This is a genomic window from Shewanella sp. WE21 (assembly GCF_002966515.1).
GTDB classification, from domain to species: Bacteria; Pseudomonadota; Gammaproteobacteria; order Enterobacterales; family Shewanellaceae; genus Shewanella; species Shewanella oncorhynchi.
Window position 1 is genome coordinate 3,337,784 of record NZ_CP023019.1, and the last position, 22,238, is coordinate 3,360,021.

The window sequence follows — 22,238 nt, forward strand, 5'->3', positions numbered from 1 at the left end:
CCAAAATTTTGATATTATTGGTTAAAAAATAAAGCCCTGCGAAGATTCAGGGCTTTTTTCTTTATTAAGCGTTAGGTTTTTTTATGAATACAGCCGAATGCGTTAAGACAGACTCATTGAAGACTTATTTAATCAATCTTAAGCAGTTCCACATCAAAAATTAACACAGAACCACCACCAATCTTGCCCGTGTTACGGTTACCGTAGGCGAGTTCACTGGGAATAAAAAACCGCATTTTATCGCCAACAACCATAAGCTGTACGCCCTCAGTCCAACCTTTAATCACCCGATTAAGCGGAAATGCGATGGGTTCGCCGCGATCAACCGAACTGTCAAACACAGTACCGTCAATCAAAGTGCCATGATAATGGACTGTCACTGTATCGCTGGCTTTAGGATGAACTGTGCCATCGCCCTGAGTTAATACTTGATATTGCAAACCTGAAGCTGTGGTAATCACACCTTCTTTGGTTTTGTTTTGTGTTAAAAACTCATTGCCTAAACGGATATTTTCTTGGGCGGCTTTTTGGCCGTTCATCGAGGTAAAGAAGTAAAAAATCACCCCCGCAATCACCACAACGACAAGTAACATTTTCATATAAAGAGCACCTTAGTTAATTTTTGCCATATTATCAGTTTTTTAGCATCAGATGCTATCGGCACTCGCGTGTGCGTTGAGCTGGATATCTGGTGCTACCAGTTCAAACCGTTAAAAACTCCCTCAAGACTTTATCCTGCTTTAGAGATCGCTTAATCTGTGGGCTTAAGACTCAATAAAAATTCAATAAAAACAAATAAGAACTAGGGCGTGTTGACGTTTTAGTTCAGATAATAAACAAGGAAAGTCTATGTTAAACAAAGCGGCAAAACCTCTGGTCAAACTCGTCGACCGATATCTACCCGATCCTTATATTTTCGTGCTTTTACTTACCTTAGTCGTATTAATTGCTGCTGTGGTTGCCGAACATAAAACCCCGCTGGAAGTCATCAATTATTGGGGTGATGGCTTTTGGACGCTGTTAAGTTTTTCGATGCAGATGCTGTTAGTGCTGGTGGCAGGATTTATGTTGGCAAGCTCGCCGCCGATTAAAAAGCTGCTCGATGCCATTGCTGGATTGGCTAAGTCGGCACCACAAGCCATTATTTTAGTGACTTTGGTGTCACTGGCCGCCAGTTGGATTAACTGGGGTTTTGGGCTAGTGGTGGGCGCGTTATTTGCCAAAGCCTTAGCTCGCAAAGTAAAAGTGGATTATCGGCTGCTGGTCGCCAGCGCCTATTCCGGCTTTGTGGTTTGGCATGGTGGGCTTGCGGGTTCGATCCCATTAACCATAGCGACGGTGGGGCATTTCTCTGAATCGCAAATCGGTATCATCCCCACCAGTGACACCATTTTCGCGAGTTATAATTTATTGTTAGTGGCAATTCTGTTTGTGGTCATGCCCTTAGTGAATCGCTTTATGTTGCCTGAAGATAAGGACAGTGTTTATGTTGACCCAAGCGCCCTTGATGACAAAGACGCCGAACTTGATTCTTCGGCGTTAGAGCTTAACCCTGCAAATATGAGCGAGCGTCAGCCAGAAAGCCGTCCTGCGGATAAGTTAGAAAATAGTCGTTTACTCGGCTGGAGCGTCGGTGGCGCTGGGCTTGTATATTTAGGTTTTTACTTTTGGGTGCAGGGCGGCAGCTTAAACCTCAATTTAGTGAACTTCTTATTTTTATTCCTCGCCATACTGTTACATCAAACACCACGCAGTTTATTAACCAGTTTGAATGAGGCCATTAAGGGCGGCGCAGGTATTGTTATCCAATTTCCCTTTTATGCGGGCATTATGGCTGTGATGGTGCAATCGGGTTTAGCTCAAAGTATTTCGGAAGGTTTTGTGGCCATCGCTAGCGCCGAGAGCCTGCCATTTTGGAGCTTTATCAGTGCAGGAATTGTGAATATTTTTGTGCCATCGGGAGGTGGCCAATGGGCGGTGCAGGCACCGATTATGCTACCCGCCGCACAGGCTTTAGGTGCAGATGTCGCTCGGGTCGCAATGGCCGTTGCTTGGGGAGATGCGTGGACTAATTTGATTCAACCTTTCTGGGCACTGCCCGTGCTGGCGATTGCAGGCTTAAAAGCGCGGGATATTATGGGCTTTTGTTTAATGCAATTGATGATCACTGGCGTGATTATCAGTATCGCGTTGAGCTGGTTCTAAAGGCAAAGTGACAGCCAATTTTGCATTTTAGAGAAAGTGTAGGGCAATTTTAAATTGCCCTTTTTTATTGGTGATGAATGATTAAAACCACTTTTGTGGGTATTGCCGGCGGCAAAGTAAGTTGTGATATAGCCAACCAAAAGCCAGAATGAGCGCAACACCACTGGCGACGGGCATATACAGAAAATCCCAGTGCTGCGCCGTGAGCATAACGACCAGAGGATTCGCTCCCGCTGGTGGATGCACTGTATGGGTTAGCATCATAACCGCTATGCCTAATCCGACCGCAAGCCCTAAGGCTAGCGGGGAGACTCCTAAAGTATTTAGAATTATCAGTCCAACCAAACTCGTGAGTAAGTGGCCGCAGAGAATGTTTCTCGGTTGAGCGAGTGGACTTTCTGGCAAGGCAAACAACAACACCATAGTGGCACCAAAGGGGGCCATCAACCAAATGGTTTGCGGTGTTAGCTGTTCAAGCGCCGCTAAACTACTGATACACAACGTGGCTCCACACCCTGCGAGCAAGGCCATCTTTAGATTCTGTGGATTGATTCTTTGCATCTTCTCTCCTATTAATGGCTTGTGTTAAGCCCTTATTTTGATAATGAATTGTGGACGTGAATGCTCAGAAAACCATCGCTGCTAACATGCTGTGGTGTTCCGTGTTCACTCTTGATTTCACTATTAACTTAATTTAGTTACCGAAGTAGACAGATTTGTCTACCTATGTGAATGTTCTCACGAGTAGACTGACTTGTCTACTCGTGAGAAGATAGGACTCATATTTGTTAGCTAAGATTTGCTAACGAATGTTTACCAAAGAAGAGGAATGAGTTGATGCAGGGCACTGAGATTCAGGCAGGTACGCCATCGGATAAACGGCAGCAATTGGTCACTACCGCATTTAAACTGTTTTATTTTCAAAGTGTGCATGGGGTGGGGATTAACCAGATTTTGCAGGAATCGGCGATCGCCAAAAAAACTCTGTACCACCACTTTGCCAGTAAAGATGAGTTAGTTGAAGCCGTGGTTCGCTATCGTGATGAGGTATTTTATCAATGGCTTAGCGAGCGAGTGAACGCATTGCCAGCGGGACGGGAGGGCATTGGTGGGTTATTTATCGCGCTCGATGATTGGTTTAATCAAAGAGTGCCGCAACTGTGTGAGTTTCGCGGCTGTTTTTTTATCAATGTCAGCGCCGAATTTACTGAGCCGAGCCATCCAGTGCACCAACTCTGCGCCCTGCATAAACTGCGAGTGGCGAGTTTAATTGAACAGCAAGTATCGGCATTGGGCTTGCCAGAAGCCAAGACCCAATTTCTCGTTGCAGCAATAGGTTTACTCAAAGAGGGTGCGACAGTGTCGGCGCAACTAAAAGGTGACACTCAGTCAGCACTGTTGGCGTTGTCTGTGGTTGATCAGTTGATCGATACCGCGACTCATGCTGCTTAGAGTGCCACCCTTAGATAGCGATTCTTAGATAAGGCGCCTCATATAAAGGCCTTTGTATAAAAGCCCTTAAATAAGAGCATTAGATAAACATATCTACGGCGCCGGTTTTTATGCCATAACCCAGCACGGCTAAGTTAGCGACAACGGTGAGCCAAAAGACGTTTCTAAATGAGGCTTTAATGGACTTGTGTCTTAACAGGTTTTGGGCAAATAGAGCGCCTGGCCAACCGCCCATGAGGGCGAGCAGATGTAATGTGCTTTCTTTAGTGCGCCATTTATTACGTTTAGCGGCGGATTTATCGATGGCATAGGCGATAAAGGTGAGCAGGCTCAGTGTGAGGTACATGCCCGCAATCCCGACTGGCAGCATATGTTGCTGCGCTGCGCCGATTAAGCCAGCAAGAAAAATCACCACCAATAACAGCGGCATAAGGCTTGAGCCTGAAGCGGCTGTATTGGATTTTTGAGCGCGACTACTTTGGGCGCGATTGTTTTGTGTGCGACTGTTCTGAGCGCGACCGCTTTGTGCTCGACTCTTTTGCGGGCGATTGGTTTGAGGTGAAGCGCTGTTGCCCGTTTTAGTAGTTTTTTTGTTCGTCATTATCTGGTATCAATCTCGTGTCAGTGTTTTTAAGCTTGCTTGTGTTCTTGTGATGCCGTGTATTTTTTAAATACGAGGTGGCGCCACAGTTTCTCTAGCGGCCCTTGCTTGAAATAGCGTAAGTACAGGCTGGCTAACAGTAATTGCACTACTGAATAAACCAGCGCCATGGCCATGTATCCCCATCTATCTAAGCTCAATAGCAATTCGGGAGCTAAGTGTCTAAACACTAACACGCCAACGATGGATTGCAGAATATAGAGACTAAACGCGAGTTTGCCAATATTTTGCAGCGGAGTCAGTATATTAGGATTATTCTGGCAAACCTTAACTATAATGTGGATGTAAATCAGCGCCATAGGAATAGCACTTAGCATGATTAACACATCTGAAAACGCAACGAGAATAGTATTTTTCGTTAAACCTAAGATGGTATCAAGCAGTGATAGCGTTACGCTTGCTAGCAGTAACTTTACCAGTACCGATTTGCTAAAACCTTGCTCAAAAGTCCCTTGTTGATACAAGGCCATGCCGAGCAACATCAAGCCAGCTGTAAACCACATTATGGTAAAAGGGATCACCAGTGCCATATAGCCAACTTGCATCAATTGCAGTAACAGTTGGTCGGCATAGCCAGAGGTCCATGCACTGTATTGCTCTGCAAATAGACTCGATTCTCGAGTGAAAGGTTCATCGCTGCCCGTAAGGCTAACCAGCGTAATGATAACTAAGGCGCTTAAAATAAAAATATTCGCTTTGCGCTTAAGGGCTTCAACACTTAAATCTTTGTAACACAAAGCTAAAAATCCGCTGATGCCATAGGTGAATAAAATATCACCTGACCAAATAAAAATGCCGTGGAGTAGGCCAAATACAATTAACCATTTTAAACGTGATCGCAGTAGGGGATAAGCTTCTAGGCCTTTGGCGCTAAATCGCTGATATTGAATAAAAAGCCCGACACCAAACAAGATGGAAAACAGACTGATAAAGCGTGCCTCGATGAAAAAGTTACTGAACACTTTGATAATGTGATCCGACAGCGGCTGTGTTTCATGGGGCGCATAGCCAAAAAAAGTAATGCCCATAAAATAGATATTCATAAAAAATATCCCCAACACAGCTAAGCCGCGAATAGCATCGAGGTTGGCATTACGCTGTGCTGGTATCGTCATTACAACTGGCTGTGTGGAGTCTGATCTTGACCAAGGGTCTTTAGGTAAGTTTTCTGGCACGTTAGCTGAGTTCCTTTCGCTAGTAGACATGTTTCACTTTTCACTGGGATTTGGGAGGGCTAGCCTAGCAGGCGCTAGCCCCCAATGAAATACAGCCAACACAAAAAGTAAAATAGAGGAAAGGTAGAAAGTGAAATAGCGCCAACGTAAAAAGTGAAATACAAAAATGCAGAAACGGATTGAGAAGACTGTCGAACCATTACTCGCCGATATCTTCGTTCCAGAGTGTGGGATTACTGGCGATAAAGTCCTGCATCAATTGTTTGCACTCGGCATTATCGACCACAGTGACATCCACACCGCGCGATTTTACATAGGCTTCAGGCCCTTGGAAGGTAGCGTTTTCACCGACGATGACTTTTGGTATGCCATAAAGTAATACTGCGCCGCTGCACATATCGCAGGGCGATAGGGTGGAATACAAGGTCGCCCTTTGGTACTCGGCGGCGCTAAATCGGCCGGCATTTTCGAGACAATCCATTTCGGCATGCAGTACTGAACTGCCTTTTTGTACCCGTTTATTGTGGCCGCGCCCGACGATTTTGCCATCGATCACTAATACCGAACCAATGGGGATGCCGCCCTCGGCGAGTCCTTGTTTGGCTTCTTCAATGGCTGCCGCTAAAAATTCATCCATCTTGATATCCTTAAAATATGAACCCTGAGTATTGAACTCAGCATAGCATTCGTTTGGGAGACAATCTAAATGGTTTTGATTTGTTGCTTCAATAAGTTCCTCAGGCTATCGAGAATTGGCAGCGAAGCCATTTCTGGCCGATAAATCAGGCAGATATCGGCGGGGATGGTTTGTTTTAACTTAATAAACTTTACCCTAGGCCAAGGTTGTAAAGCATAACTTTGCGGCACTATGGATACCCTGTTATCGCCAGCGATGATGGCCATCAAGCTATTGGGCTCGACCATTTCCTGTACTAATTGCGGCATAAATCCTGCGGCCTGACAGCTGGCGATAATCAAATCGCTAGAGGCGGAATTGGCACGGCTCAGTAAGGTAAAAGGCTCATCTTTGAGTTCACTCAAGTCGATGCTTTTACGTCTGGCTAAGGGATGCTTACTTGCCAGTGCTAACACCATAGGTTCGCTGGTGATAGTTTCGGCGAGAAGGTGCGGCAAATTTAAGGTGTCGGCGTAGCGCACTAGGCCAAAATCGATTTCTTGATGTGCTAAGGCGACTTTTTGAGTTTCAGGTGATAACTCTTGAAAGATCAGCTCATTATCAGGGCATTGCTTGCGAAAGCTCTTCAGTATGTCACCAAATCCCATCCAAAACAGCGAGCTCATGATGCCAATCCGAATATGGTTTCTATCGAGTCGCCCAAGCTGAGCCACTTGTTCCAATGAGATATTCACCAGTTCGAATATTTGCTCGCACTTCTCTCTTAACAATTGGCCATAGGGCGTGAGCTCGACCTGACGAGTGCTGCGGGTGAACAGCTCAACGCCAAGGAGCGATTCTAACTCTTTGATTTGTGCGCTCAGCGGAGATTTCGATAGATGCAGTTGTTCGGCGGCAGCGGTAAAGTTTTTCACTTCAGCCACTCGATGAAAATACCGCAGCATCTTCAAGGTGACGAGTTCTGATGCGTTTATCGTGCTCATTTTTGGCTCACTATTTTCAGCTATTGTCCTTTTTATCAGCACAATAGTGCGGTTAATCGCGATTATTTGCAATCCTAAGCCCGCTTATACTGAGGGTCGCTTACTCTTTCATTCTTTTGCTATGAGGTACCTTGTATGAGCCATGATCCTGTTATTAATGCCCTTGCGACGATTCGAGCCCGTAAACCGAATTTCTCTCCCCGTGCTGCTATGATTTTGGGCTCAGGGCTTGGTGCGTTTGCCGATAATTTAGATAACAAAGTAGTGATCCCCTATGAAGAGTTAGACGGCTTTCCTGTGAGTACCGTAGTCGGCCACTCGGGAGAGCTCGTGCTCGGCAGCTTACATGGCATCGATATAGTGTGCATGAAAGGCCGCGGGCATTTTTACGAGCACCAAAGCATGAAGGTGATGACGACGCCTGTGCGTACTTTCAAACGTTTAGGGTGTGAATTGTTACTCGTGACTAACGCTGCGGGGTCATTACGGCCAGAGCGGATCGGCGTGGGATCATTAGTGATTTTCAGCGATCACATTAATACTATGCCGGGTACGCCCATGACGGGCGCAAATGATGATAACTACGGTCCACGCTTTTTTAGCCTAGCCAATGCTTATGATAAAGACCTGAGATCAGAAGCCTTAAGTGTCGCAAAAGCCGCAGGCATTGAAGTGAATCAAGGGGTCTTTGTGTCTTACTCTGGCCCGTGTTTTGAAACCGCGGCTGAAATCCGCATGATGCAAATCATCGGTGGCGATGTAGTGGGAATGTCCGTGGTGCCAGAGGTGATTTCGGCGGCGCATTGTGGTTTGCCCGTGTTGGCTGTGTGCGCTATTACCAATATGGCAGAAGGATTGGGGGACGTGCAGTTATCCCATGAACAAACCTTAAAGTGTGCCAAGCTTGCTGAAGCCGACTTTATCCGTTTAATTGAGCGTTTTACTGCAAGCCATTTTGCTTAATATTTTGCATAACTGTGCTGCTATATTGCGATAGGGCTGCGATTTTAAAAGCTCGTATCTAACAGTTCGTACCTAAACGTGAGCGAGCAAGGCGCCGCGCAATTCAGTTCACCGAATGTTTTTGCGAAATACGGCGGGAGGTTAAAAAGTAAAGGGAGCGAAGCTCCCTTTTTAAATGCTGACATTAAGTGTAAGTCTTGATTCAAAGCGTTTATTTTTGCGGTTTTTCTGAAATCCACAATTTGATATATCCTTTCACCACAACCACTCCTTGGGTGTCGTAGGCGGTAACCGGGACCAGCATATCGCCAGGAGTCCATTGCTCTGGTGTCACTTCGGCGACACATAAAATATCGCTGCCTGCTTTAGCCGTATAATCCAAACTCATGCCCTTAGGTATCCAACGTAAATGTTTTGGAATAGAGGCTTCGGCCATCACGCCCATGGCCATTTCTAGACCATTACAAATCGCAATCACATGCACAGTTTTTATATGATTATGAACGGCATGGCGTTTTTTAATTAAACAGGCGCAATGATTAAGGCGTAATTCAGTGATCAGTGGTTTGATGGTGCCGAAATAGGGCGCCATGCGTGAAACCATGATTGAAAACAGTTTTTGGCCGAAGGGATAACGGCGAGTTTTGTGGTAGAGCGCGAGCACTTTATTAGGTTTTTGTTCTGCAGTGCTAGAAGAGTCTGTCTGGCTCATGGTCATCCTTAATAATGGTGCAAAGGGTGTTGTTATCTTGAGCCTGTTCCAAGTTGAGCTTGGGTTGCTCTGGTCGGATGAGTGTAACATTAGGATAACAACAAATACCAGTCGGCTTAATTAAGTAAACTTCATTTCGCGGTTTTAAGTGTAACACCGTATAATTGCGGCCAATTTGTCGTGTAGCGGCAATGGCATGTTGATTTAACTACAAGGACTCACAGTGAAATATTTGCTGACGTATTTTAAGGGAATGGCCATGGGCGCTGCTGATGTTGTGCCTGGCGTTTCGGGCGGCACCATAGCGTTTATTACCGGTATTCTCGATACTTTGCTCGATAGTGTAAAACGCATTAATCCTTCCCTTTGGGGCGTAATCAAGTCGCAGGGCATAAAAGGGGCATTTGCCCATATTAATGGTGGCTTTTTACTGAGTCTGCTGGCGGGGATCCTGACCAGTATTTTTACTTTTGCGAAGCTGATTTCTTGGTTGTTGGCGGTACATCCCATCCCGATCTGGTCGTTCTTTTTTGGGCTTATTCTTATCTCTGTCGTGCATATGCTTAAGCAAGTGAGTGGTTTCACTGTGGCACGTTTAGGTTTATTTGCGCTTGGTGTGCTGGCTGCATGGGCGATTACTGTGCTGAATCCGGTCGCGGTAGAAGCCAGTTACATGAATATCTTTTTCGGCGGCGCGATTGCGATTTGCGCTATGGTATTGCCAGGAATTTCAGGCAGTTTCATCTTATTATTGTTAGGGTTATATCCTGTGGTCCTCGCTGCCGCTAAAAATATTCAGCTGGATATTTTGGCCTGTTTTGCTGCTGGTGCCGTGATGGGATTATTGACGTTCAGCCATTTATTGTCGGCGCTGCTGCGTAAATACCATGATGCCACTATCGTGTTTCTAACCGGATTAATGTTAGGTACCTTAGGTAAAATTTGGCCATGGAAAGAAATCTTAACTTGGCGGACCAACTCCCACGGCGAACAAGTACCTTTGCTGGAGCAAAATATTTCCCCGCTTAATTTTGAGCAAGTAACGGGTCAGCCTTCACAACTGCTGTTCGCCATTGTGTGTATGTTAGCGGCGATTGCACTGGTTTGGGGGTTAGAGAAAGTGGGCAAAAGAGATTAGCCCTTTGTTACCTCAACATCATATCCAATAAAAGCAGCGAGATACGCTGCTTTTATTTTTTTGCTCATATGCTCATCTTACTTGAATCTGGTCAGCTTTCGACTTTAGGGCAATGTCATTTTAGCCCTGTTTTGGTTACAATCACAGTTCACATTTAGCGTACTCAGTCGACGTTATGTTCTAGTTTAAACTCAGTGAGAGTTTGCAGTTACGATAAGGATATACTTGTGGATAAAAAACAGGTTTCGTGGGGCGGTGTAGCGCTGGCGATTTTTGCTTTGGGTCATGTGGTTAACTTACTCATAGATAAACAGGATTCTGATATATCGCCCGAATTAAAACAGCAAATTTCTGACACGATCTTGGCTCACAGATCACCATCCACCGCGAATAATGCATTAACGTCCATCCCGAGCAATCTTGAGGTGGCCGACGATTCTACCAAAATCCCTATGCCTGCCCAGTTAGCCCAAGTGAGTCAAATCTACAGTAATCTCAGTGCATTTGCGGCACTCAAGCAAGATGGTACTGTGGTGGCATGGGGCGATGCTGAATGTGGTGGCGATATCAATAATGCCGCAGAGCCTCTGGTCAATGTAAAAGAGTTATACGCGGCGGAGAATACCTGTGGTTTTGCGGCCTTAACCCGTGATGACAAACTTATCCCTTGGGGGATGGGGATGAAGCAAGTGCTGACAGGCGTTCGTTCTTTTGTGTTGGCAGAAGGGCTTTATGCGGCCATCAAACAAGATGGTAGTGTAGTCAGTTGGTCTAATCTGGATTCAACACCAGCCGAACTGCTCTCGGGTCAATATGCGGCGCCTGCGATGACCAATATTGATTTTGTGTTGATTAATAAAGGTGCCTTTGCTGCCTTAAAGCTGGGGGGAGCAGTAGTGACTTGGGGCGATGCCGCTTATGGTGGCGATAGTCGCCACGTGGCCTCTGAGCTTAACCATGTCGATCTGCTCTATGCCAACAATAATGCTTTTACCGCGAGGACTGCGACGGGAAAATTAGTGTCTTGGGGCGGGGTCAGCGATGACCAAAAAGGCCGCGAACAACTGGCAAAACTCAGCCAATTAGCGCCTGCCGTGAAAGTTGTCAACACGGATCATGGGTTTGCGGCGCTGCTGGCGGATGGCAGCGTATATACCTGGGGTGAGGGCGAATTGACTGAGTATCACGTCGCGTTTCCAGCTCGTTTATCTACTACAAAACGCGCCAATAAAGTGATTGATATTTATGCAAATCGTGGAGCGTTTGCCGCCTTAACCATCAGTCGTCAACTGCACGTATGGGGCAGTAAATTCAATGGTGCCGATACATTAGTCCTACAGGATAAGTTGCAAAAAGTGCACAAGGTTTATCCCTTTGAGGAGGGTTTTGTCGCGTTACGCAGGGATAATACGGCCATTGCTTGGGAAGGTTGGGACTTGGTAGACAAGCAACCACGCTATCAAGAAGTCACTCAGGTGAGCAAAGTGGTGACCTATGAGCGGGAGTTTGCCTTTTTAAAACAGGATGGCACTGTGGTTGATGGCCACTCTGGGCCCAAAACTGAAATCACCCAAGCAACGGATATTTTCCCGACAGGCTTAGGGTTTACGGTTAAACGCCAAGATGGTTCGATTGCGGTGTGGATGGGAGGCGAGGCTGCGTTAACATTAGATAAACAAGCCGTTGATTTGAGCCAAATGCGCGACATTCGCAGCAATTTGCTCGATGCCATTGCCTTAATGGCCGATGGCACAGTGCAGGCATGGAATATGATGGGCTTTAGCGGACAAGCTGCGCAATCACAAGTGCAAAAATAATAAAACGAAAGGGCTAAGGTTATTTACACCTTAGCCCTTTCTATTTAGGCGAGTTTTTTCTCGCTTTAAGCTTGATTGGCTTTGATTTCCCGCAGATAGCGATAAATCGAATGCACCGAAATCCCCAATCGAGTGGCCGCGACTTGGGTACTGTCCTTGAGTTCGAAAATCCCTAACTCATGCAATTGATTGACGATTTCGCGACTCTTTTGTGAAGGTGAAATCGCGGGATTCGCGCGAACCTCATGGTTCACACTGTCGATAGTGCTATGGAGCGCTTCATCAATATTGCGGGCAAACACTTCGGGCGAGCTGGTCAGTTCGCTGCCAAGGAGTTGCTCTGGCATCATAGTGCGCAGAACTGATTGCAGTGGTGCATCCATGTCGCTGTTAATGCACAGTAACCCTATAGGTTGATTTTTACTGTTACGGATCACCGTCGTAATTGATCTTAGCGTCTTACCATTGGCACATTTAGTCAGGTAAGAGTTGGAAATATCCTGACCGGTTTTGAGCTTGAGCAAGGCAAGGTTGGTTATTGGAGCACCCACTTCACGGCCTGTGACATGGCCATTGGCAATTTTGACTACAGACGGATGTTTCGCATCTAGGCTGTGCAATACCACTTCTGTGTGTTGACCATACATGGCAGCGATGCCATCGACGATATTTTCGATGGATTTCAGAATATCCAGATCACTTTGCGTTAAATCTTGCAGTTTCACAATTTCAACCTTTAGTTATTAACCCGCCAATATTCAGCGGGTTAAAATCATTATGCCGACATAATATCGATAATAGTGACATCTGTGGATGACATGCCATTGAGGATCATTTTTCCAATGTTTTTAATGGTTTTCTCTACATCGGTAGCAATAATACCTTGGCCTGAGACATTGTGACTACTGAGCGCCATCAAAAATGAGCGCACGGCCGCACTGGATGAAGTGCTAACCTTCATGGCGCAGGACGCTTTAGCGCCGTCACACACCATGCCAGAGCTGTCGCTGATCACGTTTTGAATCGCGAAACAGGATTGTTCGAACGAGCCACCGGCTAAATACACCATGGCCATAGAAGCGGCTGCGCTGGTGACTGTATTGCCACAAAATGCCGACAGTGGTGGATAATGGGACTTGATATAAATCGCCCCTAGATGGCTCATAATCAAGGCGCGGGCGAGTTTTTCTTCCGAAACCTTATAGCATTGTGCCGTCAATACCACAGGAATAGTTGCCGCTATGCCTTGATTACCACTGCCAAGATTACTCATGGCGGGCAAGTTTGCCCCGCCCATGCGAGCATCGGATGCTGCAGCAGTTAACATGACGATTTTATTCAGTAAGTCTTCACCGATAATGCCGGCGGCTATGCCGCTTTTCATGGTGCGGCCGACTTCAAGCCCATAGGGATTCGCCATGCCTTCATCGGATAATTTGCCGTTTAGCTCAGAGGCTTCGAGGATGAATTTGATCTCTTCGAAGGGGACTTCTTGGGCGAAGCGATAAATGGACTCGATAGTGATATCCACGCCTTCACAGATGGAACCAGTGGCTTTGGCTTGCGTGCTATCGACACTGAAGACGGATTCGCCATTGAGGCGCTTTTCGGCAATAAGCGTATGGCCGCCGCAGATTTTCACTAGGGCTTCGCGGTCGCCTTTTTTCGCGATGACACAACAATAGATAAATTCTGCTGTTTCGGTGCGCTCAACCGTCACTTTGCCCGCATCGATAAGGGCCTGTGCTCTGGCGACTTGTTCTGGCGTTATCACGGCCAATACTTCTAAGCCCGCATCAGGATTACCCGCAATGGCGCCTGCTGCAGCGGCAATTGCCAGACCGATTTTGCCAGTGCCAGGTACAAACACGCCCATAGAGTTTTTATAAAGATTGTCAGACACTTGTACTGCTATTGAATCGGGTTCAACACCCAACAAGGCGCGGGCGACGGCGGCGGCGTAAGCGGCGGCGATGGGCTCTGTGCAGCCTAATGCGGGCTTAACCACTTGTTTAATGATTTGAATATACTGCTGCCATTGGGGTTTCATGAGCTTACAACCTTATGTTAATGCTTAGATTTTAACGTGTGCTATCGCTTCAACTTCTACTTTAACGCCCAGCGGAAGGTCCTTCACTGCAAAACAGCTACGAGCTGGGCAGTCGGTTTTAAAATAGGTTTTATACACTTCGTTAAAGGCGGCAAAGTCATTGATCTCTGCAAGATAACAAGTGGTTTTAAGAATCGTTTCTAAGCTGCCACCACCCGCTTCGAGTACGTATTTGAGATTCTCTAATGATTGAATCGATTGCTCAGTAATCCCACCGTCAACTACGCTGCCTTTCTTTTTACAAACAGGGAGTTGGCCAGAGGTAAAAATGAGGTTGCCATAGGCTGTGCCATGGGAATAAGGGCCAATGGCCGCGGGAGCGCGTTCTGCGTGAATAATGGTTTTCATAGTCTCTCCAACTTGCAAATAAAATTGAATGCCTAGGTCGGCGTATGTGCAACATTATTTGTATTTTTATGTTTTATTGCAATTATTTTTTAATGAATTTCATTTGTCACTGCAGTTTGTGCGCTATTTATCTCGTTTTCAATCAAGTTGTGAGCTTTAACTCTTTGTTCAACAAAAGTTGAGTATTTTGATTGCTGAGTTTGTTTTGTTCAAATATATTTGCACAAAATAATACCAACTAGGTAAAGGTGAAATGATGGATGCAACAATTACTGCTGCACAGTGGAAAGCAGATACCCGCTTCGATAGTACGGATTGGGGCTGGATTATCATGAGTATCGGAATGGCGATTGGCGCGGGGATCGTATTCTTGCCTGTGCAGGTCGGTTTGATGGGGTTATGGGTTTTCTTACTGTCTGGCATTATTGGCTATCCTGCCATGTATATGTTCCAACGGTTGTTTATCAATACCTTAGCGGAATCTCCAGAATGTAAGGATTACCCGAGTGTGATTTCGGGTTATTTAGGTAAAAACTGGGGTATGTTGTTGGGTGGTTTGTATTTCATCATGCTGGTCATTTGGGTGTTCGTTTATTCAACGGCCATTACAAACGACAGTGCTTCATTTTTGCAAAGTTTTGGGGTCACTAAAGCGTTATTGTCAGAAAATCCTTTCTATGGTTTAGCCTTGATCTGCGGTCTTGTTGCTTTAGCCTCCCGCGGTGAGAATCTTTTGTTTAAGATCTCTACTTTTATGGTACTGACTAAGTTGGGCGTTGTCGCCGTGCTAGGGTTATTGATGGTGGATAAATGGGATATCAATAATATCGGCGCTATCCCAGCAACGGGAGATTGGTTAAAAGATGCGGTCGTTATGCTGCCCTTTACGCTAACATCGATTCTGTTTATTCAAAGTTTAAGCCCTATGGTGATTTCATACCGTTCGCGGGAAAAATCCCTTGCGGTAGCGCGCTTTAAAGCGATGCGCGCCATGAACATTGCCTTTGGCGTCTTGTTTGTCGTGGTGTTCTTTTATGCCGTGTCATTCACCCTAGCAATGGGACATGATCAGGCCGTGCGTGCATCGGAAGAAAATATCTCGGCTCTTGCTATGGTTGCCCAAGGTATGCAGGGACAAACACTGAAATTGCTGAGTTTAACCTTGAATATTTTTGCGGTGATGACGGCTTACTTTGGCGTATATCTCGGTTTTAGGGAAGCTTGCCAAGGATTGACCATGAATATGCTGCGCCGTTATATGCCTGAAGATCGTATCAACAAAAAGCTTGTTGGTTACGGCATTATGATTTTTACCATTCTATTATCTTGGGGCGCGATTGTGTTGAATGCGCCAGTGCTGAGCTTTACGTCGATTTGTAGTCCAATTTTTGGTTTAGTGGGTTGCTTGATCCCCGCTTATTTAGTGTACCAAGTACCTGCATTACATAAGTACAAGGGCGTGTCGCTGTACATCATTATTATCACAGGCTTATTGCTGTGCGTATCCCCCTTCTTAGCGTTTAGTTAACACGGATTAAGTGGTACAAAAAGATAAGCTTTAAGGAATTAAAAAACCGGTATTAAGTGTAAACTCAATACCGGCTTTCTGTGTTAAGTCATCATCTCGATAATGCTCTATGGTCAAAGTTTGAATTGAGATGTGGCGTTTTTCAGTTCATCGGCAAAATCGACTAATCCCTCAGAAACATTGCGAACCTGCGACAGAATTTGCAATGTCTGTTCAAATGAAGCGTTCATATTGACGACGTTATCGACCACTTGAGAAGCAACCGAGGCTTGCTCTTCCGTTGCCGAGGCAATGTGAGTATTCATACTATTGATACTGACAATCTGCTGTTGAATTGATTTCAGTGCACTCCCTGTATTTTGAGCATTGGTTTCATTTTCCGATGACTTCGACATCGCCACATTCATGGTATTGACCGAGGAAATGGCCGCCGTTTTAAGGTTTTGTAACACATGGCGAATTTCAGTGGTTGCATCGGCTGTTTTAGAGGCAAGGGCGCGGACCTCATCAGCGACTACGGCAAAGCCTCGTCCTTGCTCACCTGCGCGGGCGGCTTCGATGGCGGCATTAAGTGCCAACAGGTTGGTTTGCTCGGCAATAGAGGTAATCACATTTAAGATAGAAGTGACATTTTCAGTATCTCTGGCGAGCTCGTTGATCGAGTTAGAAGCCGCCTGAATTCCTGTATTTAATTGCTGTGAAATATCGATGGTACGCTGAACGACTGTCATACCTTGCATCGCTTCTTTCTCCGCGACCTGTGCTGCACTGGCGGCTTTGCGGGCATTTTGCGAGATTTCGATGACAGAGTGACGCATGTCTTCCATTGAGACTTGTACTGCGCTGGCATCATGGCTTTGCCGCTGGGTGGCATGCGTCGCATCTTCCATGCGCTGTTTCAGTGAGCGCGAGCTATCAAGTAAGGGATCGGTAACATTCACCACCCTTCGAATAGAATCTCCGAGCAAGCGAAGAAATCGATTGAAGTTACTTGATACTTGGCCGAGTTCATCACTACCAGATACTTTGAGCTGATGACTAAGATCGCCTTTTCCATCGGCCAGCTCACTCAGTGACTGGGCGACATTACGCGCAGACGAGCTGATAGCGCGTGCTATGGCAATAGTGACAATCAACATCACGATCAGCAAAGCGATGCCGATGGAGAGGGTGAGCCACAAACTTTGCGCAGATCTGTCGCCAGCTTCTTTTATCGATTGTTTAAATTCGAGTACTTTGCTTTGTTTGTAATCTTGTATTTCATTAAGTACAGCTTCATAGGCTTGGGATTTTTCTTGGCTGATCTGGCCAATGTTTGCCATATCAATCGTACCCGCCAACATGCCTTTAGCCAGCGTAATCGTCATGTCGTTATAGCGGGTTAATTTAGCGGATAGATTGCTGAGTTTATTGGCTTGTGAGGGATCGACACTATCTAATTGTTGTAGGTTTTTACGTAAAGATTCATACATAGTACCTGCATTTGTTAACAGGTCTTCGTCGGCAAAAGAAACCGATTGAGTGTAAAGTTCATCGAGTCGTTGGATAAAAAACACGTTTTGATTGGCGAGTTCAACTCTTTGGTAAACTTGCTGCTCCATATAATTAAGTGTGGTGCGATTTTTATTTATGGAGATGACACTAATGCTTAAGTTTAAAGCGAAAATGATGACAGCTAAAATAAATATCGCGATAACTTTTTTAAAAATAGAAATATCATTAAAGAAATTCATCCCTTGCCCCCAAGTTGTGCCGAGCTTGAGCTCGGCACTCCAATCTAAAACTCGGCAATAACTTTTACCGAATCATTGGCCTCACTACTATCAATATAGCCAATAATATTGGGGTTCGATGCAACTAATTTTATCATCTCCGCCCCACTAGTGACTTCCTTGGGTGGCGTTCCTTTGCCTGTAAATACTTTTTGTGACCAATATGACTTAAGTTGGCTGGATGACTTGCCCAGCACTTTAGTATCAAAGGTTTCCCTTAAGGGCATAGCACTGTCAAGATTGACCGGCACGGCCTGCGCTCCACCAGGAAAGGTCTTTGTTTTCCCTAGAAAAATATTTTCAATAACCTTTTGGTCGACAGTGTCTGCATTACTGGGATGAACGATGACAACCACACCAGCAAATAGTGGCATTGAGACTAAGCTGAGTAGGATTAAGCAAAGTAACTTATTCATTTCTCTCTCCTAAAATACTAAGTCAATGCCAAGACTGATTGATTTCGAATCCCCTGCGACTTTCATACCTGGGCCACCGTCATCTTTAACGTCATCATACTGAATTTTAAAGGCCGCCGAAGGATGGAAATCCCAACGTATACCTGCAGAACTTGTATGGTGAACTTCACCGCCTTCACCATCATTGAAGTCCGAATAGGAAATGTAAGGCATCACTGAATCGATACGATAGCCGAACGAGAGAAGATAAGTATCTAGATTACTCCCATCGAGATCTAAGCGGTTAAGCTCAGATAAAAAAAGGAAATTCTCATAATCTATATTAACGGATAGGCCATAAAACTTACCCGTACGTTGGTTGTTACCATTCCATTCCTGCTGAATACCACCAATATAACGTTCGTTAGTATATTGCATATGCGTGAGGCGAATATCTAACCAATCTTTGTTGAATTGAACAACAATACCGCCTATATCCTTCCATACTTCTCGGGTCTTTTCGAGGAAGAAAAAATCAGATAAAAGCTTATTAGGTTCGCTATCTTCGCTACCGTAATAAACTTGTCCAGACATAGTCCAGTCGCCAATTAAATAGTTATATAAGGCGCTGACACCTGTGTAGTTAAATATTTGCCATGTGTAGTTATCTGCGGGTGGACGTATCCAAGGATAAGCATATCCAACATCAAAAAAGTCACTGTAATAGTAGAGCGGTAAGCGTTTTTTACCTCCTTGTACTGTCCAATGATCATTGATCTCATAGGACAGATAAGCCCATTCAAAACTTGCCGAAAAGTCATCAGCCCCGCGGGAAACAACCTGTGCAGTGGCAGATAAACCTTCGAGTAAATCCGCTGAGAATTGAATACCAAATAAGGTATCGGGTTTGAAACTAATATCTTCATCATAGGCGCCAACGAGTGGATAATCGGCGAGAAAGGTGGGGCCTAAATCAAACTCTGCAACGCCCGATCCTTCGAGAACTTGACCAGCAACAACTGAGGCAAAACCTGAAATGTTGACTTCTGCATAAGCGGTAGAACTGAGCAAAAGTGAGCAAAGACCTAATGAAAGCTTATGTTTCATAAAAAAGCCCTTTAAGTGAGTATATTCGTTTTTAAGCCTAGAACAGGCACAAACATACGCAAACTTTTATTAAACATTTTTGCAACATGGTGGTCTGGCTCTCATTTTGAAAGATAAGTTTGATATTTTATGAGTAAAAAGCGTTAGGTAATTCGAGCTAACTTAAGTCAAAACTGTAAGTTCAATATTCTAAATTTGGAATGATTACTCAGCCATACCCATTAAACTGTTCAAGTGAGACTGTGATCTCCCTGAAAACTGTTTCGAAAATTTGCCAAAGAATATTATTGATTTTGCTAAATGAGAGACTCAAAGCTTGAGTGAAAAGTGGTGAGATAATTATCTTTATTAATAATATTAGCTAAGGCTAAATATGGTTATTATTTAGCCTTTAGATTATAAAAATAACGCAATGGATACTTTTTTATTAAACTAAAATTGGGCTTTTTGCATAAAAATGCTCTAAATCTATCATTGATTATGCTTGTTAAGTCAACGTCGATATTTATTCTATTTCGTGAGTATGCCAGCGCTGTAGTATATTTTCCTGAGTCTTTTTCTCCGATGTCGTGGTTTTATACTGTATGGTTAGCGGCTTGATTGCTGCACAGTGCTATAGCACTTATAATCTTGCTCTCTTATGTTGAGTTTCTCTTCTTTCTAAACATGATCCAATAAAAGGAATGTCCTAATGCAAAGACGCAATTTTTTAAAAAGTGCGGCTATTTTGTCGACTGCGGGTTTTATCACGCCAGTACTGGCATCTTCCTCTAAATCGAGTGTCGTTGAACATAGCTCAAGCGATGGACGCCGCCGTTTTACCTTAATCAATACTTACCATCTTATTGCCCCAGAAGGGTCTGAGGGTGTGGTTAAGTTGTGGATCCCTTTGCCCGAAGACACGCAATTCCAATTGGTGAGTCAGCTGAATTTTACGGGTAGTTTTAAAGACGCCTATATCAGCTCAAACAACAGTTATGGCGCCAAAACCCTGTTTGCGACTTGGCCCGATGCCAAAGCGAACATGACAATAACGGTTGAGCTTGATATTGAAACGATAGATTGGGAACCCGTTAAAAGCGGCGCCTTAACCCATTACCGCACCCCAGAGCAGATACATTATCCTGCAGATGTTGAACGTTATTTGCTGCCGACTAAACACATGCCGATTAATGGTATTGTGAAGCAAACAGCAGATAAGATCGTTGGCAGCGAGACTGAACCACTGAAGCAAGCACGACTGATTTATCTTTGGGTTAGCGCTAATATGTTTCGCGATAATAGCGTGATTGGCTGTGGTACGGGTGATGTAGCAAGTATCCTCGAAAGTGGCAAGTTAGGCGGTAAGTGTACCGATATTAACTCAGTATTTGTGGCGCTAATGCGCGCAGTGGGGATCCCTGCCCGTGAGATGTTTGGGATTCGCTTAGGTCAGGCGATCAAGATGGGCGAATACTCTAAAAAGGCCTTTGGTAGTGCCGATGACAAAGGGGTTGCCGATGTCAGTGGTGGTCAACATTGTCGCGCTATGTTCTATTTAGCGGGTTATGGTTGGTTGCCAGCCGATCCCGCCGATGTGACAAAAATGCGTTTGACGGAGAAAAAAGAACACAGCGATCCCGCAGTTCAGGCCGTGAATGATTACCTCTTTGGTAATTGGGAAATGAACTGGGTTGGCTTTAACTATGGCCGCGATTTTGATTTATTCCCTGAAGCCGAGCAGACACCACTGAATAACTTTGGCTACCCTTATGCCGAAGTTGATGGCGATCCCGTGAACTATTATGAGCCTAAAGTGTTTGCCTATGACTACCAGTCAACCGAACAACGCTAAGGGCCTCTTAGCGACTATGGCCGCCGCAGTGGTTGCTGCGGTTGCTTCAAGCCTATGCTGTATTGCACCGCTTATTTATCTGGTGTTCGGGGTGTCGGCCGCAAGTCTATCGGGGATTGAGCAACTTAGCTGGCTGCAAGTACCCATGTTGATACTGTCGTCTGGGCTGATTCTGATGGGATTTTGGCGGCTCTATTTTGCTAAAAAGCCACTGTGTACCGCGACGTTGAGTCGTACTCAGATGCTGTGGCTGTACTGGTTAACTGTACCTGTTGTGCTGGCATTTCAGTCATATCCTTTTGTATTACCTTGGTTATTAGAGGTGCTTGAATGAAGTTAGTGTTATTTCTCGCCTTAAGTCTGTGTTCAGCGTCGAGCTGGGCGGCAAACGTGCTGGTCACCTTAGATGTTAAGGGCATGACTTGTCCGCTGTGTGTCACTGTCGTGAATAAAGCGCTGCGTAAAACCGATGGGGTGATTAAGGCCAAGGCTTCGTTAAAAACGGAGCAAGCCTTAGTGACAGTGCCAGAGGATTTTAATCTAGATAGTTTGCTTAAGGCCGTCGACGAAACTGGGTATAAGGGCAGTATTAATAAGGTAGAAAAACAATCCTAAGCGTTGGTGTCTTTAGTAACGGATTGAGTGACATTATAAAATATCAGTCTAGCTTCAAATGATTAGACTGATATTTCACCGAGAAAATACACTCTGTATCCCACTTGTTACTTCCTTCACTGCCAATTTTTTCCTTTGCGGGTCATTTCTTCGTTAGCTGTAATACACCTCGGGCTCGATACGACGTTGCCGCTCTTCATTTTTCTCCGATGATTCCTTAATCAGATCCAATTTTTGCGCTTGCAGTAATTCTAGTTGCTTGGCTTTTTGTTCTTCAGATAGATTTTCATCGGCGGCAACCTTCGCCATTTCTTCATCTATCTTATTAATTTTATCCCTATCGACTCCTGTACGGTTATCTAAAATAGCCTGCATGGCTTTGTCCAACCGGTTGATGCTTTTGTCTGGTTCAGGCGTGCCAGCAATGGCTTGCACATTACCCGTGTAGCCTTGTTTGGCGTTAGGGGCCAGATGGCTATAGGTATCGGCAGTCGTTACCGATGCTGCAGAGGAGAGCGTTACAGTATCATGGCTTATTGATGAAGTTAGATTCTCCGCCGTCATTGAATTTGCACGAGTTCCTAGGCCATTTGTGCTCGGCTCGACTTGCTTGAGTGGCACATTGGCATAACTTTTCGCAAAGGTATTGGTATAACTATTGGGGTTAATTGTGCTCATATTCGACTCCTTTATATATGAATCTGTCCCTTGGCCACCTGCGGTTTAAAATGTTGAGCGGTTAACTAATGGGTGTTGCTGGACGTTTCAATATTATCTGATGACAAC

The 22,238-nt window shown here is 45.1% G+C and carries 23 protein-coding genes; 9 read left to right on the top strand and 14 right to left on the bottom strand.

Annotated elements, in window-relative coordinates; genetic code table 11:
• Positions 1–128 precede the first annotated feature (128 nt).
• Positions 129–599: an FKBP-type peptidyl-prolyl cis-trans isomerase gene (locus CKQ84_RS14655; RefSeq protein ID WP_105251834.1), complete on the bottom strand. Its 471-nt coding sequence runs from the start codon at positions 597–599 to the stop codon at positions 129–131.
• Positions 600–849: 250 nt separating this feature from the next.
• On the opposite strand from CKQ84_RS14655, the gene CKQ84_RS14660 reads away from it, so the two are divergent.
• A complete protein-coding gene (locus tag CKQ84_RS14660; protein ID WP_105251835.1) occupies positions 850–2,205 on the top strand; it encodes a short-chain fatty acid transporter in 1,356 nt (451 codons plus the stop codon).
• A gap of 81 nt (positions 2,206–2,286) precedes the next feature.
• Here CKQ84_RS14660 and CKQ84_RS14665 read toward each other — a convergent pair whose 3' ends face one another.
• Entirely contained in the window at positions 2,287–2,766 is a 480-nt protein-coding gene (locus CKQ84_RS14665; RefSeq protein ID WP_105251836.1) for an HPP family protein, read from the bottom strand.
• 276 nt (positions 2,767–3,042) lie between these two features.
• On the opposite strand from CKQ84_RS14665, the gene CKQ84_RS14670 reads away from it, so the two are divergent.
• Positions 3,043–3,657, top strand: a complete 615-nt coding sequence (locus CKQ84_RS14670) for a TetR/AcrR family transcriptional regulator (protein WP_105251837.1) — start codon at positions 3,043–3,045, stop codon at positions 3,655–3,657.
• Between the two features lie 79 nt (positions 3,658–3,736).
• On the opposite strand, the gene CKQ84_RS14675 is transcribed toward CKQ84_RS14670, so the two are convergent.
• From CKQ84_RS14675 to CKQ84_RS14690, 4 genes are all read right to left on the bottom strand, one after another.
• Positions 3,737–4,258 (bottom strand): DUF1294 domain-containing protein, encoded by a 522-nt coding sequence (locus CKQ84_RS14675; RefSeq protein WP_105251838.1) that lies wholly within the window; start codon positions 4,256–4,258, stop codon positions 3,737–3,739.
• Positions 4,259–4,287: 29 nt separating this feature from the next.
• On the bottom strand, positions 4,288–5,493 hold the full coding sequence (locus CKQ84_RS14680) for a DUF418 domain-containing protein (protein ID WP_173913230.1): 1,206 nt from the start codon (positions 5,491–5,493) through the stop codon (positions 4,288–4,290).
• A 199-nt stretch (positions 5,494–5,692) separates the two neighbouring features.
• Entirely contained in the window at positions 5,693–6,130 is a 438-nt protein-coding gene (locus tag CKQ84_RS14685) for a nucleoside deaminase (RefSeq protein WP_028761325.1), read from the bottom strand.
• Between the two features lie 65 nt (positions 6,131–6,195).
• A complete protein-coding gene (locus CKQ84_RS14690; protein WP_105251839.1) occupies positions 6,196–7,113 on the bottom strand; it encodes a LysR family transcriptional regulator in 918 nt (305 codons plus the stop codon).
• A gap of 135 nt (positions 7,114–7,248) precedes the next feature.
• Between CKQ84_RS14690 and xapA the strand changes: the two genes are divergently transcribed.
• On the top strand, positions 7,249–8,076 hold the full coding sequence (gene xapA / locus CKQ84_RS14695; RefSeq protein ID WP_028761323.1) for a xanthosine phosphorylase: 828 nt from the start codon (positions 7,249–7,251) through the stop codon (positions 8,074–8,076).
• 211 nt (positions 8,077–8,287) lie between these two features.
• Here the strand turns inward: xapA and CKQ84_RS14700 are convergent, their stop codons facing one another.
• Entirely contained in the window at positions 8,288–8,788 is a 501-nt protein-coding gene (locus tag CKQ84_RS14700; RefSeq protein ID WP_105251840.1) for a hotdog fold domain-containing protein, read from the bottom strand.
• A gap of 223 nt (positions 8,789–9,011) precedes the next feature.
• On the opposite strand from CKQ84_RS14700, the gene CKQ84_RS14705 reads away from it, so the two are divergent.
• Positions 9,012–9,926 (top strand): DUF368 domain-containing protein, encoded by a 915-nt coding sequence (locus CKQ84_RS14705; RefSeq protein WP_105251841.1) that lies wholly within the window; start codon positions 9,012–9,014, stop codon positions 9,924–9,926.
• A gap of 227 nt (positions 9,927–10,153) precedes the next feature.
• Positions 10,154–11,743: a hypothetical protein gene (locus CKQ84_RS14710; RefSeq protein WP_105251842.1), complete on the top strand. Its 1,590-nt coding sequence runs from the start codon at positions 10,154–10,156 to the stop codon at positions 11,741–11,743.
• A 65-nt stretch (positions 11,744–11,808) separates the two neighbouring features.
• Here CKQ84_RS14710 and CKQ84_RS14715 read toward each other — a convergent pair whose 3' ends face one another.
• From CKQ84_RS14715 to CKQ84_RS14725, 3 genes are read right to left on the bottom strand one after another with little or no spacing between them, the layout of a single operon-like run.
• Positions 11,809–12,468 carry a transcriptional regulator gene (locus CKQ84_RS14715; RefSeq protein WP_105251843.1) on the bottom strand — a complete coding sequence of 220 codons (660 nt, stop codon included), beginning with the start codon at positions 12,466–12,468 and terminating at the stop codon, positions 11,809–11,811.
• 50 nt (positions 12,469–12,518) lie between these two features.
• Positions 12,519–13,793 (bottom strand): serine dehydratase subunit alpha family protein, encoded by a 1,275-nt coding sequence (locus CKQ84_RS14720; protein WP_105251844.1) that lies wholly within the window; start codon positions 13,791–13,793, stop codon positions 12,519–12,521.
• A 24-nt stretch (positions 13,794–13,817) separates the two neighbouring features.
• The gene (locus CKQ84_RS14725; protein WP_028761317.1) at positions 13,818–14,201 is read right to left on the bottom strand and encodes a RidA family protein; all 384 of its coding nucleotides are present in this window, start codon (positions 14,199–14,201) and stop codon (positions 13,818–13,820) included.
• Between the two features lie 256 nt (positions 14,202–14,457).
• Here CKQ84_RS14725 and CKQ84_RS14730 point away from each other — a divergent pair, with 256 nt between their 5' ends.
• On the top strand, positions 14,458–15,729 hold the full coding sequence (locus tag CKQ84_RS14730) for an amino acid permease (protein ID WP_028761316.1): 1,272 nt from the start codon (positions 14,458–14,460) through the stop codon (positions 15,727–15,729).
• Between the two features lie 113 nt (positions 15,730–15,842).
• Here CKQ84_RS14730 and CKQ84_RS14735 read toward each other — a convergent pair whose 3' ends face one another.
• Genes CKQ84_RS14735 through CKQ84_RS14745 form a run of 3 tightly spaced genes read right to left on the bottom strand, consistent with a single transcriptional unit; the run spans position 15,843 to position 19,003 of the window.
• Positions 15,843–17,462, bottom strand: coding sequence for a methyl-accepting chemotaxis protein (locus CKQ84_RS14735; protein ID WP_105251846.1), 1,620 nt, complete (start codon positions 17,460–17,462; stop codon positions 15,843–15,845).
• Positions 17,463–17,506: 44 nt separating this feature from the next.
• Positions 17,507–17,917, bottom strand: a complete 411-nt coding sequence (locus CKQ84_RS14740; RefSeq protein WP_105251847.1) for a phosphate ABC transporter substrate-binding protein — start codon at positions 17,915–17,917, stop codon at positions 17,507–17,509.
• A 9-nt stretch (positions 17,918–17,926) separates the two neighbouring features.
• Positions 17,927–19,003: a porin gene (locus tag CKQ84_RS14745; RefSeq protein WP_105251848.1), complete on the bottom strand. Its 1,077-nt coding sequence runs from the start codon at positions 19,001–19,003 to the stop codon at positions 17,927–17,929.
• A 691-nt stretch (positions 19,004–19,694) separates the two neighbouring features.
• On the opposite strand from CKQ84_RS14745, the gene CKQ84_RS14750 reads away from it, so the two are divergent.
• The 3 genes from CKQ84_RS14750 to CKQ84_RS14760 are packed head-to-tail and all read left to right on the top strand — an operon-like array spanning position 19,695 to position 21,452.
• Positions 19,695–20,837 (top strand): transglutaminase-like domain-containing protein, encoded by a 1,143-nt coding sequence (locus CKQ84_RS14750; RefSeq protein WP_105251849.1) that lies wholly within the window; start codon positions 19,695–19,697, stop codon positions 20,835–20,837.
• Between the two features lie 16 nt (positions 20,838–20,853).
• Positions 20,854–21,171 (top strand): hypothetical protein, encoded by a 318-nt coding sequence (locus tag CKQ84_RS14755; RefSeq protein ID WP_309247085.1) that lies wholly within the window; start codon positions 20,854–20,856, stop codon positions 21,169–21,171.
• The gene (locus CKQ84_RS14760; RefSeq protein WP_028761311.1) at positions 21,168–21,452 is read left to right on the top strand and encodes a heavy-metal-associated domain-containing protein; all 285 of its coding nucleotides are present in this window, start codon (positions 21,168–21,170) and stop codon (positions 21,450–21,452) included. The genes CKQ84_RS14755 and CKQ84_RS14760 overlap by 4 nt, the downstream gene beginning before the upstream one ends.
• A 153-nt stretch (positions 21,453–21,605) precedes the next feature.
• Here CKQ84_RS14760 and CKQ84_RS14765 read toward each other — a convergent pair whose 3' ends face one another.
• Entirely contained in the window at positions 21,606–22,130 is a 525-nt protein-coding gene (locus CKQ84_RS14765; protein WP_105251851.1) for a hypothetical protein, read from the bottom strand.
• Positions 22,131–22,238: the final 108 nt, after the last annotated feature.

Bases quoted from the DNA above. Each gene is read 5' to 3' on its own strand.
- CKQ84_RS14655 (WP_105251834.1), bottom strand. From the start codon at position 599: ATGAAAATGTTACTTGTCGTTGTGGTGATTGCGGGGGTGATTTTTTAC.
- CKQ84_RS14660 (WP_105251835.1), top strand. From the start codon at position 850: ATGTTAAACAAAGCGGCAAAACCTCTGGTCAAACTCGTCGACCGATAT.
- CKQ84_RS14665 (WP_105251836.1), bottom strand. From the start codon at position 2,766: ATGCAAAGAATCAATCCACAGAATCTAAAGATGGCCTTGCTCGCAGGG.
- CKQ84_RS14670 (WP_105251837.1), top strand. From the start codon at position 3,043: ATGCAGGGCACTGAGATTCAGGCAGGTACGCCATCGGATAAACGGCAG.
- CKQ84_RS14675 (WP_105251838.1), bottom strand. From the start codon at position 4,258: ATGACGAACAAAAAAACTACTAAAACGGGCAACAGCGCTTCACCTCAA.
- CKQ84_RS14685 (WP_028761325.1), bottom strand. From the start codon at position 6,130: ATGGATGAATTTTTAGCGGCAGCCATTGAAGAAGCCAAACAAGGACTC.
- CKQ84_RS14690 (WP_105251839.1), bottom strand. From the start codon at position 7,113: ATGAGCACGATAAACGCATCAGAACTCGTCACCTTGAAGATGCTGCGG.
- xapA (WP_028761323.1), top strand. From the start codon at position 7,249: ATGAGCCATGATCCTGTTATTAATGCCCTTGCGACGATTCGAGCCCGT.
- CKQ84_RS14700 (WP_105251840.1), bottom strand. From the start codon at position 8,788: ATGAGCCAGACAGACTCTTCTAGCACTGCAGAACAAAAACCTAATAAA.
- CKQ84_RS14720 (WP_105251844.1), bottom strand. From the start codon at position 13,793: ATGAAACCCCAATGGCAGCAGTATATTCAAATCATTAAACAAGTGGTT.
- CKQ84_RS14725 (WP_028761317.1), bottom strand. From the start codon at position 14,201: ATGAAAACCATTATTCACGCAGAACGCGCTCCCGCGGCCATTGGCCCT.
- CKQ84_RS14730 (WP_028761316.1), top strand. From the start codon at position 14,458: ATGGATGCAACAATTACTGCTGCACAGTGGAAAGCAGATACCCGCTTC.
- CKQ84_RS14735 (WP_105251846.1), bottom strand. From the start codon at position 17,462: ATGAATTTCTTTAATGATATTTCTATTTTTAAAAAAGTTATCGCGATA.
- CKQ84_RS14740 (WP_105251847.1), bottom strand. From the start codon at position 17,917: ATGAATAAGTTACTTTGCTTAATCCTACTCAGCTTAGTCTCAATGCCA.
- CKQ84_RS14745 (WP_105251848.1), bottom strand. From the start codon at position 19,003: ATGAAACATAAGCTTTCATTAGGTCTTTGCTCACTTTTGCTCAGTTCT.
- CKQ84_RS14750 (WP_105251849.1), top strand. From the start codon at position 19,695: ATGCAAAGACGCAATTTTTTAAAAAGTGCGGCTATTTTGTCGACTGCG.
- CKQ84_RS14755 (WP_309247085.1), top strand. From the start codon at position 20,854: ATGGCCGCCGCAGTGGTTGCTGCGGTTGCTTCAAGCCTATGCTGTATT.
- CKQ84_RS14760 (WP_028761311.1), top strand. From the start codon at position 21,168: ATGAAGTTAGTGTTATTTCTCGCCTTAAGTCTGTGTTCAGCGTCGAGC.
- CKQ84_RS14765 (WP_105251851.1), bottom strand. From the start codon at position 22,130: ATGAGCACAATTAACCCCAATAGTTATACCAATACCTTTGCGAAAAGT.